Source organism: Streptomyces sp. URMC 123 (genome assembly GCF_051386515.1).
Classification (GTDB): Bacteria; Actinomycetota; Actinomycetes; order Streptomycetales; family Streptomycetaceae; genus Streptomyces.
Map to the genome: position 1 here is coordinate 1 of NZ_JBPQTV010000227.1, position 10,377 is coordinate 10,377.

Here is a 10,377-nt window from a genome sequence, read left to right on the forward strand (position 1 = left end):
CCCCCCCCCCCCCCCCCCCGCCCCGCCGGCACGCGTGAAAACCGCCCCCTTCGCGCCCCGCCCGCTGGGCAGGATGCGGCCATGACACTCCAGCCGCACTCCACCCCACCGCAAGCGGCCCTCCCGCCGCGGACCTCGCCCGCCTCGCAGGCCGGAAGCGCGCCGGGCATCTCCCAGAGCGCGCCGGGCGGCCCCGGAAGCGCCCCGGGCGACCTCCGGAGCATGCCGGGCAGCCCCCAGAGCGTCTCCAGGGCCTACGCCCTGTCCTTCGACACCGTCGCCGCCCAGTACGCCGTCTCCCGGCCCGGCTACCCGCCGGCCCTGTTCGACACCGTCGAGGCCCTGGCCGGCCGCCCGCTCGCCGGCGCCCGCGCGCTGGACGTCGGCGCCGGCACCGGCATCGCCACCCGCCTGCTGCTCGACCGCGGCGCCCGGGTCACCGCCGTGGAGCCCGGCGCGGGCATGGCCGCCCAGCTCCGCGCCGCCCTGCCCGACACCCCTCTCGTCCGCGCCGACGGCAACGCCCTGCCGTTCCGCGACCGGAGCACCGACCTGATCACCTACGCGCAGTCCTGGCACTGGACCGACCCGGCCGCCTCCGTCCCCGAGGCGGTCCGCGTGCTCCGGCCCGGCGGCGCCCTCGCCCTGTGGTGGAACATCCCCGACCCCGACGTGCCCTGGGCCGCCGAACAGGAGGTCCGGCTCGCCCGCCGGCTGCCCGGCTACCACGCCCGGCAGATCTCACCGCACGCCGACGAGCTCATCCAGGACCTGGGCCTCGGCCTGCGCCCGGTCCGCACGCGGCTGCACTGGACCCGCCGCGTCCCGCTGGAGACCCACCTCGCCATGCTCGGCAGCCGCTCTCACCTCATCGTGGCGGGGCCGGAGGTCTCCGGCGCCGTACTGGCCGAGGAGCGCGCGGAGCTGTCACGGATCTTTCCCGACGGCGTGGTCGAGGAGGCGTACGCCGTCGACGTCACTGTCACACGCCGCCCGTCCGCGTCGTCCCCCGTTTAGTCGTCCCCCGTCAGTCGCCCCCTGTTCAGTCGTTCTCCGCTCAGGAGCTCGCAGGGGTCACCCTGTGCGGTCCGTCCCCCGCACAGGGGGCCCGCGCCGCGTTCCCCGGCGCCCGCCCCCGCGGACCGACGACAGTACTGTCACCGACCCTCCCCGCCACGACCCGTACGGAGCCCCGCGCCATGGCCGAGCTGACCGAATTCGAAGCGCACCGCAGCCGTCTGTGGGGAGTGGCCTATCGGATCACCGGCTCGGTGGCCGACGCCGACGACGCCGTGCAGGAGGCGTGGCTGCGCTGGCAGGCGCTGCCGGACGGCGAGGCCCACAACGCCCGCGCCTATCTGACCACCGTCGTCAGCCGCATCTGCTACGACCAGCTCGGCTCGGCCCGCTCCCGCCGGGAGACCTACGTCGGCCCGTGGCTGCCCGAACCGGTCGTCGCCGACGGCCGGTCCGGAGAGGTCCAGGACCCGCAGGACCGCGTCACGCTCGACGAGTCCGTCGGCATGGCCCTGCTCACCGTCCTGGAGCGGCTGACCCCCGCCGAGCGCACCGCCTTCGTGCTCCACGAGGTGTTCGCCGTGCCCTTCCCGGAGATCGCCGACGTGGTCGGGCGCACCCCCGCGTCCGTACGGCAACTCGCCTCCCGCGCCCGCAAGCGCGTACGGGCCGAGGCTCCCCGCCGCTGCGTGGACCGGAGCGAGCACCGGCGCGCCGTCGAGGCGTTCCTGACCGCCGCGACCGACGGGGACTTCGACTCGCTGATGAAGACCCTGGACCCGCGGGTGGTCTGGCGGGCCGACGGCGGCGGCAAGGTCAACGCCGCCCGGATTCCGGTGTGCGGCGCCGAGACCGTGGCCCGCCTGATCCACCGCGTCACCCGCGGCGGCACCCACCCCCGCGTCGCGTCCCTGCGGCTGCACGAGGTGAACGGCGCGCCGGGGCTGGTCCTCGTCGACCCGGCGGGGGAACGGGCCGCCGTGCTCGCGTTCACCGTCGCCGAGGACGGCCGGATCGTCGAGATCGACGCCGTCGTCAACCCCGACAAGCTCCGCCACGTCGACTTCGGCGCCCTGGCGCGGAGCAGGCCCTGACCCCGGGGCGCCGACTGTGACCGGCGTCACTGTCACACTCCGCCCCGCCGCGCCGTCCCCTTGGTGACGACCCACCGAGGAGGAGCCATGGCCGAGCACCACCACGACACCGAGCAGCAGATCCTGGTCCTCGGGGCGGGGTACGCGGGGCTGACGGCCGCCCTGCGCCTCGCCCCGCACCACCGCGTCACGCTCATCGACGCGAACGGCGCGTTCACCGAGCGGGTACGGCTCCACGAACTGGCCGCCGGCCGCCCCGAGGTGTCCCACCCCCTCGGTCGCCTGCTCCAGGGCACCGGCATCCACCGGGTGACCGCCCGGGTCACCGACATCGCCCCCGGGACGCGCACCGTACGGACGGACGACGGCCGTTCCTTCGCCTACCACCGGCTCGTCTACGCCCTCGGCAGCAGTACGGACACCCGCGGCGGCGTCCTCGGCACGGGCGAGCGCGCCTACACCCCCGAGTCGGCGGCAGAACTGCGCAAGCGGCTCCTCGACGGCCCCGGCACGCTCGCGGTGGTCGGCGGCGGCCTCACCGGCATCGAACTGGCCGCCGAGACGGCCGAGTCCCGCCCCGACTGGCGCGTCCGCCTGATCACCGCCGGAGAGGTGGGTCCGGGGCTCTCCGTGAAGGCCCGCGGCCATGTCCGCGCCACGCTCGGCCGGCTGGGCGTGACGATCGAGGAGGGCCGGCACGTGCGCGGCGCCGACGACCTCGACACCGACGTGGTGGTCTGGGCGGCGTCCATGACCGCCACCACCGACATCGCCGCCCGCGCCGGGATCGCCGTCGACGCCGCCGGCCGCCTCACCGTGGACGGCGCGCTGCGCTCCGTCTCGCACCCGGAGGTGTACGCGGCCGGGGACGCCGCGGCCGCCGTGTCCACCGTGGCGGGCACGCTCCGCATGGCGTGCGCCACCGCCATCCCCGCCGGCGCGCACGCCGCCGCCGCGATCCACGCCGAGTCCCTGGGCCTGGAGCCGCGTCCGCTGAGCTTCGGCTACGCCGGGCAGTGCGCCAGCCTCGGCCGGCACGACGGCGTCGTCCAGTTCGTCCACCGCGACGACACGCCGAAGCGGAGCGTGCTCACCGGCCGCGCCGCCGCGCTGATGAAGGAGCAGGTGGTCCGCTCCACCGTGCGCTTCCTCCGGCTGTCGGCCCGTCACCCCCGCGCGGCCGGCCTCATTCCCGGCCTGGGGTGAGCCCCCGAGCGGCCGAAACCGCTGCTCAGGAGTCGGCGGCCGGCTCGTACGTCCAGTCCGGCCGCCCCTCCCCGTACAGCCAGGTGTCGAAGAGCTTCTTCAGGTCCTTGTCGGTCCTGTCCGAGCAGAACGTCACGAAGTCGTCCGTGTCCGCGTTGCCGTGCCGGTGCGCCGCGGTCCACCCCTTGAGGATGTCGAAGAACGCCGAGTCCCCGACCGCCAGCCGCAGTTGGTGCAGTACCATCGCGCCGCGCTCGTACACCGGGTCCCCGGAGACGTTCTCCGGGCGGCCCGGGTCGGCCGGCGGGAACTCCCACAGGTCGCCGTCCTCCGGCGTGGCGTAGAGCTCGTCGAACCGCTCCTGGGCCGAGCCGCCGCCGTGCTGCTCGGACCACAGCCACTCGGCGTAGGTGGCGAAGCCCTCGTTGAGCCACATGTCCCGCCAGCTCCTGGGCGTCACCGAGTTCCCGAACCACTGGTGCGTCAGCTCGTGCAGTACGGTCTCCACGTCCGGCGCCGAGGGATAGACCGGCTTGGTCTGCGTCTCCAGGGCGTACCCGACGTCCTGGGGCTCATGGCCGACGATCGCCCCCGCGGAGGAGAACGGATAGGGGCCGAACAACTTGCTCGCCCAGTCCAGGATCTCCTCGGTGCGGCTCAGCGCCTCCTTGCTCGCCTCCGCCTCGCGGGGGTCGACCGCGAAGTAGAGCGGCAGCCCGCTCGCCGTGGTGGCCCGGCTCACCTCGAACCGGCCGATCGTGGCGGTGGCCAGATAGCTCGCCATCGGCTCCGCGCTGTGCCAGACGAACGTGGTGCGCCCCCCGGCGGTCCGCTCCTCGCGCAGTTCTCCGCCCGCCACCGCGGTGTAGCCCTCCGGCACGGTGATGCTGATGTCGTACGCGGCCTTGTCGCTGGGGTGGTTGTTGCCCGGGAACCAGGTCATCGAGCCGGCGGGCTCGCCCACCACGAACGCCCCGTCGTCCGTACGGACCCAGCCCTCCGCCGAGCCGTCCGGATCGGTCAGCCGCTCCGGCTGCCCGCCGTAGACCACGGTCGTCCGGAACGTCCGGCCCCGCTCGATCGGCTCGGCGGGGTCCACGATCAGCTCACTGCCCTTGCGGCGCGCCTCGGCGGCCTTGCCGTCGACCGTGACGCTGTCCACCCGCAGCCCGGCCAGGTCCAGGTGGAAGCTGCTCAGGGACTGGGTGGCGGTGGCGGTGACGACGGCCGTGGCGGACAGCCGGCCGCCGGACACGTCGTAGTCCAGGTCGAGTTGGTAGTGCCCCACGTCGTAGCCGCCGTTGCCGAGCCGGGGGAAGAGCGCGTCCCCCACCCCCGGGGCGCCGGGTGTGGCGCCCCCCTCGCCCGTACAGGCGACGGCGGACAGCAGCAGTACGGCGGCGAAGGCGCCTCCTCGGCCTGCGTCGGCCCAGGCGCGGAGTTTCACGGTGCTCCTCATCGGTACGCGGGGCGGGCTGGTCAGACCCTACGCGCCGGGGCGGGGGCCTTGACGGTGGCCGGGGAGAAGAGGAGTATTCAACGCATGATGAATAAACGAGCCGGGCGCCTCCACCGCCACCCCCGCGGCGACCCGGGCCCCGACGCGACCACCCGTACGGAGCGAACGGCGAACCGTACGGGCACCGGCAGCAGTACGGACGAAGGGGCCACCCGTACTGCTGGAGGGGCGATCCGTACGCGCGCGGGCTCGGCCCGTACGGACGTGGCGGTCCGGGCCCGCCGGCTGTCCGTCGTCCGGGGCGGCCGCACCGTCCTCGACTCCCTCGACTTCGACATCCCCCGCGGCCGCGTCGTCGGCCTCCTCGGCCCCAGCGGCTGCGGCAAGACCACCCTGATGCGCGCCATCGTCGGCACCCAGGCCCAGGTCACCGGCGCCCTCGACGTCCTCGGCCACCCCGCCGGCACCGCGCCCCTGCGCTCCCGCGTCGGCTACGTCACCCAGGCGCCCTCCGTCTACACCGACCTGACAGCCCGCCAGAACCTGGACTACTACGGCGCGGTCCTCGCCCCTCGGGCCCCGGCCGCCGACCGCCACCGACAGGTCGAGCGCGCCCTGACCGAGGTCGACCTGCTCGACCACGCCGACGCCCTCGCCGGTGACCTCTCCGGCGGCCAGCTCTCCCGGGTCTCCCTCGCCGTGGCCCTCCTCGGCGCCCCCGACCTGCTCGTCCTCGACGAACCCACCGTCGGACTCGACCCCGTGCTCCGCCGCGACCTGTGGCGGCTCTTCCACCGCCTCGCCCAGGAGAACGGCACCACACTCCTCGTCTCCTCCCATGTCATGGACGAGGCCGAGCGCTGCCAGTCCCTCCTGCTGATGCGCGCCGGCCGCGTCATCGCCGACGGCACCCCGGACGAACTGCGCGACCGTACGGGCGCGCGCACCGTCGAGGACGCCTTCCTGCGCCTCGTCGACGCCGCTGCGGACGCGGGCCGCGCCGCCGACAGGCCGCCGCACCCCGTGCCGCCCGAGAGGCCCGCGGGGCCTGCGGAGCCCGTAAAGCCCGCGGAACCCGCGGAACCCGCGGAACCCGCGGAACCCGCGGAACCCGCGGAACCCGCACCGAAGGACAGCCCGCCATGAGCCTCTTCCGGACCCTCGCCACCGCCCGCCGCGTGCTCCGCCAGCTCGGCCACGACCGACGCACCATCGCCCTGCTGCTCCTCGTGCCCTGCGCGCTCCTCGCCCTGCTCCGCTGGGTCTTCGACGCCGACCCCAGGACCTTCGACAGCGTCGGCGCCGCACTGCTCGGCATCTTCCCGCTGGTGACGATGTTCCTGGTCACCTCCATCGCCACGCTCCGCGAACGCACCTCCGGCACCCTGGAACGCCTCCTCGCCATGCCCCTCGGCAAGGCCGACCTGATCCTCGGCTACGCCCTCGCCTTCGGGCTGCTCGCCGTCGTCCAGGCGGCCCTGGCCACGGGCGTCGCCATCGGCGCCCTCGGTCTCGACATCGCAGGCTCCCCCTGGCTCCTGCTGCTCGTGGCCCTCCTCGACGCCCTGCTCGGCACCGCCCTCGGCCTGTTCGTCTCGGCCTTCGCCGCGTCGGAGTTCCAGGCCGTGCGGTTCATGCCGGCGGTGATCTTCCCCCAGCTCCTGCTCTGCGGCCTGTTCACCCCGCGCGAGCGCATGCAGCCCGTACTGGAGGCCGTCTCCCACGCGCTGCCCATGTCGTACGCCGTCGACGGCATGACACGGGTGCTCCGCGAGTCCGCGGTCACGGGGGCCTTCGTACGGGACGCGGCAGTCGTGGCCGGCTGCGCGCTGCTGGTGCTGCTCCTCGGCGCGGCGACGCTCCCCCGCCGCACCCGCTGACACCCCGGCCGCGGAAAGGCCCCTGCTCCCGGGGAAGCCCCCCGCTCCCGGGAAAGCGCCACAGTCCCCTGAAACCCTCCCGCCCCGCGCCGGACCAGGTGGGAGGATGGGACCCCACCGCGTCCACCCGCGACGGAAGAGCGACACACCATGACGCAGAAGGTCGCCGTACTCGGCACCGGCAAGATCGGCGAGGCCCTCCTGAGCGGCATGCTCCGCGGCGGCTGGCCCCCCGCCGACCTCCTGGTCACCGCCCGCCGCCCGGAGCGCGCCGCCGAGCTGCGCGCCCGCTACGGCGTCGAGGCCGTCACCAACGCCGAGGCCGCCAAGTCCGCCGACACCCTGATCCTCACGGTCAAGCCGCAGGACATGGGCACCCTCCTCGACGAGCTCGCCCCCCACGTCCCCGCCGACCGGCTGGTGATCAGCGGCGCGGCCGGCATCCCCACCGCGTTCTTCGAGGAGCGGCTGAGCCCCGGCACCCCCGTCGTCCGCGTCATGACGAACACCCCCGCCCTCGTCGACGAGGCCATGTCCGTCATCTCCGCCGGCACCCACGCCACCGAGGAGCACCTCGCCCACACCGAGGAGATCTTCAACGGGGTCGGCAAGACCCTCCGGGTGCCCGAGTCCCAGCAGGATGCCGCCACGGCCCTCTCCGGCTCCGGCCCGGCCTACTTCTACTACCTCGTCGAGGCCATGACCGACGCGGGCATCCTCCTCGGCCTGCCCCGCGCCCAGGCGCACGACCTCATCGTCCAGGCGGCGATCGGCGCCGCCGTGATGCTCCGCGACAGCGGCGAGCACCCGGTGAAGCTCCGCGAGGCCGTGACCTCACCGGCCGGGACGACCATCAACGCCATCCGCGAGCTGGAGAACCACGGTGTGCGCGCGGCCCTGATCGCCGCCCTGGAGGCCGCCCGCGACCGCAGCCGGGAGCTGGCCTCCGGCAACGGCTGACCCGCCCCGGCCCGCCGACTCCGCTCCGGTCACCCGCTCCGATCGCCCGCGTCGGTCACCCTCGCGGGCCCGAGCCGCCACGGCGGCGCCGGGCCAGCAGGAGGGCCCCACCGCAAGCGGCCAGGGCCGCCCCTCCCAGGGCGAGGACCGACGAGGGGCCGACGCCCGTACGGGACACCGGGCCGCCGGCCCTGTCGTCGACGGTGCCGCGGGGAGCCGGTCGGGTTCCCGGCGTGGCGCCCCCGCCCGACTGGTCCCCCTGCCGTACGCCGTCGCCAGGCCCGGCCGGACCGTACGACCCGGCCCGTCCGTCGCTTCCGTCCGTACTGCTCGCGTCCCCGGCCCCGACAGAGCCGGCAGAGCCCCGAGCGCCCTCGGGGCCGTCCGTACGGTCGGAAGCGGCCGGGCCCGAATCGCTCGGACCCGGACCGCCCGGCTCCGACGGTTCCGGCCGACCGGCCGTCGCGCCCCCGGCACCGGGCGCCGCCTCGCCCGGGGACCGGGCGCCCGCGTCCCCGCCGTGACCGCCCGCACCGCTCCCACCGGCCGAACGGACCGGCCGGCTCGCGACCGGGGACGGCCCGGGGGCCGGGCTCCGCGGCGCCGTGCCGGGCCTGCGCAGCCCCCGCTCCTCGCGTGCCTTCTTCTCCTCCCGCAACTGGGCCGCCAGGCGCAGCCCCTCCCGCAGCCGCTGGCGCAGCTCCGCCGCCCGCTTGCGCCGGGCCTCGCGCTGAGCCGCGGTCCCGCCCCGCCCCAGCTCCCGCTCGACCCGCCGCAGCTCGGCGGCGGTGCTGCTGTTGATCCGGTCCAGCACCCGCGCCCGCAGCTCGGACGTGCCGTTGGCCGCGGCGACGCCGCCACCGTCGGTCGGCTTCAGGTGGGGCACCCTGCTCACGGTGACCGCCTGGGCGGCCGGAGCCAGGGCCGCCCCGAGAACCGCCACCGCCACCACGGCCACGGCGGTCACCGCGACCGACAGGGCCACGGCAGCCCGGCCCGCGGGACGGTGGGGACGACGGACCTGCATGACGGGATCTCCAGATCGAGCCAGAAGCGGACAGTACGGAGGGAGGCGGTGGGCGGACGGTGGACAGTACGGGCGGAGGCGCGACCGTACAGAGGGAGGACCCGACCGTACGGCGAGAGGCGCACCTCGCCGTCCACGCTATGTCGACCGCCGCCCGCCCTCCATCGGTCGAACGGACATTTCCCCATCGTCCTCACGACGGACGGCTACGACGCAAGGAGGACACGCGGCCGGCCGCGCTCTCAGAGGGGCGGCAGCAGCCCCACCGCTTCATGGGCCCGGTCGACCAGCGGCCGGGCGAGCCCGCGGGCCCGCTCCGCACCGGCCCGCAGCACACCGTCGACATAGGAGGGGTCGGCCACCAGCTCCGCGTGCCGCTCGCGCACCGGCCGCAGCACTTCCACCACCGCCTCGGCCGTGTCCTTCTTCAGCGCGCCGTACGAGTCGTACTCCGCGGCCAGCTCCTCCGGTCGCCCGCCGCCCGAGCAGGCGGCCAGCACCTCCAGCAGATTGGCCACCCCGGGCCGGCCCTCCGGGTCGTACTCCACGGAGGTCCCGCTGTCGGTCACCGCGCGCAGCACCTTGCGCCGCACCACGTCCGGCTCGTCCAGCAGATAGACGATGCCCGCCGTGTCGGCATGCGACTTGCCCATCTTCGACGTGGGGTCCTGGAGGTCCATCACCCGCGCGGCGACCGACGGCCGGGTGGCCCGGGGCACGGTGAACACCTGTCCGTACCGCTGGTTGAACCGCACCGCGAGATCGCGGGTCAGCTCCACGTGCTGGGTCTGGTCGTCACCCACCGGCACCTCGTGCGCCCCGTACGCCAGGATGTCGGCCGCCATCAGTACGGGATACGTCAGCAGGGACAGCCGCACACTGCCGCCCCGGGCCCGCTCCCGCGCCGTCTTCTCCTTGTACTGGATCATCCGCCGCATCTCGCCGTCCGTGGCGGTGCACTCCAGGAGATAGGAGAGCCGGGTGTGCTCGTCCACATGGCTCTGCACGAACAGGGTGCACAGCCGGGGGTCCAGCCCCGAGGCCAGCAGCAGGGTCGCGGCCTGCCTGCTGAGCCGCCGCACCCGCGCCGGGTCGTGCTCGACCGTCAGGGCGTGCAGGTCCACCACACAGAACAGGGCGTCGGCACGGTGCTGGTCCTCCCGGACCCACTGGCGCACCGCCCCGAGGTAGTTGCCCAGGGTCAGATGGCCGGTGGGCTTCACCCCGCTGAAGATACGGGTCCGCGTCATCGTGTCTCTCCTTCGCTTCGGTCGGTCCTTGGACCGCCGCCGACCGCCGGCCGGATGCGAGGAGCAGATACGCGAACGGCCGCCGGAGCGGCGGCCGTGAGCGCATACGAGCAGATCGGCCGCCGTCAGGCGGCCCACCACTGAGTACTGCGCGCATGCTGGTGCATGGCGCCGACCGTACGCCTCGAAGAGCCGGTCCGCCACAGGTTTGAAGGGCTCGGGCGTGGTGGTGTAGTCTCGAACAGTTGCCACGGACCGGGTCGGGTCACCGAGTCGAGCCGAGGCAGCCACTCGAGCCGCACCGGCGGCAAACCATCTCTGCACGGCCCCCTCATCGGGAAGAATTTCGGCTTGCCGAAATTCGGTTCGAAAGACTCGATTATGAGTCGCGAGGGAAAACCGCTAAAGTGGTGGTCACGCCGGAAGGCGCGAAACCCCGCCGAGGGGGATCGGAAACGGATTCGGACCGGAAACGGAACGGAAA

9 protein-coding genes are annotated in these 10,377 nt (G+C 74.5%); 6 read left to right on the forward strand and 3 right to left on the reverse strand.

Annotated features, from left to right (window positions below; genetic code table 11):
• The first annotated feature begins 222 nt into the window (after positions 1 to 222).
• The 3 genes from ACSNOD_RS22525 to ACSNOD_RS22535 all read left to right on the forward strand — a co-directional run bounded on the left by ACSNOD_RS22525 (position 223) and on the right by ACSNOD_RS22535 (position 3,317).
• Positions 223 to 1,017: a class I SAM-dependent methyltransferase gene (locus ACSNOD_RS22525; RefSeq protein ID WP_436768829.1), complete on the forward strand. Its 795-nt coding sequence runs from the start codon at positions 223 to 225 to the stop codon at positions 1,015 to 1,017.
• Positions 1,018 to 1,199: 182 nt separating this feature from the next.
• The gene (gene sigJ / locus ACSNOD_RS22530; RefSeq protein WP_436768830.1) at positions 1,200 to 2,111 is read left to right on the forward strand and encodes an RNA polymerase sigma factor SigJ; all 912 of its coding nucleotides are present in this window, start codon (positions 1,200 to 1,202) and stop codon (positions 2,109 to 2,111) included.
• 87 nt (positions 2,112 to 2,198) lie between these two features.
• Positions 2,199 to 3,317 (forward strand): NAD(P)/FAD-dependent oxidoreductase, encoded by a 1,119-nt coding sequence (locus tag ACSNOD_RS22535; RefSeq protein WP_436768831.1) that lies wholly within the window; start codon positions 2,199 to 2,201, stop codon positions 3,315 to 3,317.
• Between the two features lie 25 nt (positions 3,318 to 3,342).
• Here the strand turns inward: ACSNOD_RS22535 and ACSNOD_RS22540 are convergent, their stop codons facing one another.
• Positions 3,343 to 4,776 carry a M1 family metallopeptidase gene (locus ACSNOD_RS22540; protein ID WP_436768832.1) on the reverse strand — a complete coding sequence of 478 codons (1,434 nt, stop codon included), beginning with the start codon at positions 4,774 to 4,776 and terminating at the stop codon, positions 3,343 to 3,345.
• A 231-nt stretch (positions 4,777 to 5,007) separates the two neighbouring features.
• On the opposite strand from ACSNOD_RS22540, the gene ACSNOD_RS22545 reads away from it, so the two are divergent.
• The 3 genes from ACSNOD_RS22545 to proC all read left to right on the forward strand — a co-directional run bounded on the left by ACSNOD_RS22545 (position 5,008) and on the right by proC (position 7,616).
• Complete coding sequence (locus tag ACSNOD_RS22545; protein ID WP_436768837.1) at positions 5,008 to 5,922, forward strand: ABC transporter ATP-binding protein; 915 nt, start codon at positions 5,008 to 5,010, stop codon at positions 5,920 to 5,922.
• The gene (locus tag ACSNOD_RS22550) at positions 5,919 to 6,656 is read left to right on the forward strand and encodes an ABC transporter permease (RefSeq protein ID WP_436768833.1); all 738 of its coding nucleotides are present in this window, start codon (positions 5,919 to 5,921) and stop codon (positions 6,654 to 6,656) included. The genes ACSNOD_RS22545 and ACSNOD_RS22550 overlap by 4 nt, the downstream gene beginning before the upstream one ends.
• A gap of 150 nt (positions 6,657 to 6,806) precedes the next feature.
• Positions 6,807 to 7,616, forward strand: coding sequence for a pyrroline-5-carboxylate reductase (gene proC / locus ACSNOD_RS22555; RefSeq protein ID WP_436768834.1), 810 nt, complete (start codon positions 6,807 to 6,809; stop codon positions 7,614 to 7,616).
• Between the two features lie 55 nt (positions 7,617 to 7,671).
• On the opposite strand, the gene ACSNOD_RS22560 is transcribed toward proC, so the two are convergent.
• A complete protein-coding gene (locus tag ACSNOD_RS22560) occupies positions 7,672 to 8,643 on the reverse strand; it encodes a hypothetical protein (RefSeq protein ID WP_436768835.1) in 972 nt (323 codons plus the stop codon).
• A 242-nt stretch (positions 8,644 to 8,885) separates the two neighbouring features.
• Complete coding sequence (gene trpS, locus ACSNOD_RS22565) at positions 8,886 to 9,893, reverse strand: tryptophan--tRNA ligase (RefSeq protein WP_436768836.1); 1,008 nt, start codon at positions 9,891 to 9,893, stop codon at positions 8,886 to 8,888.
• Between the last annotated feature and the right edge of the window lie 484 nt (positions 9,894 to 10,377).

Excerpts from the sequence above, each read along its gene's own strand:
- proC (WP_436768834.1), top strand. The coding sequence starts at position 6,807 with ATGACGCAGAAGGTCGCCGTACTCGGCACCGGCAAGATCGGCGAGGCC.
- ACSNOD_RS22540 (WP_436768832.1), bottom strand. The coding sequence starts at position 4,776 with ATGAGGAGCACCGTGAAACTCCGCGCCTGGGCCGACGCAGGCCGAGGA.
- ACSNOD_RS22550 (WP_436768833.1), top strand. The coding sequence starts at position 5,919 with ATGAGCCTCTTCCGGACCCTCGCCACCGCCCGCCGCGTGCTCCGCCAG.
- sigJ (WP_436768830.1), top strand. The coding sequence starts at position 1,200 with ATGGCCGAGCTGACCGAATTCGAAGCGCACCGCAGCCGTCTGTGGGGA.
- ACSNOD_RS22525 (WP_436768829.1), top strand. The coding sequence starts at position 223 with ATGCCGGGCAGCCCCCAGAGCGTCTCCAGGGCCTACGCCCTGTCCTTC.
- trpS (WP_436768836.1), bottom strand. The coding sequence starts at position 9,893 with ATGACGCGGACCCGTATCTTCAGCGGGGTGAAGCCCACCGGCCATCTG.
- ACSNOD_RS22535 (WP_436768831.1), top strand. The coding sequence starts at position 2,199 with ATGGCCGAGCACCACCACGACACCGAGCAGCAGATCCTGGTCCTCGGG.
- ACSNOD_RS22560 (WP_436768835.1), bottom strand. The coding sequence starts at position 8,643 with ATGCAGGTCCGTCGTCCCCACCGTCCCGCGGGCCGGGCTGCCGTGGCC.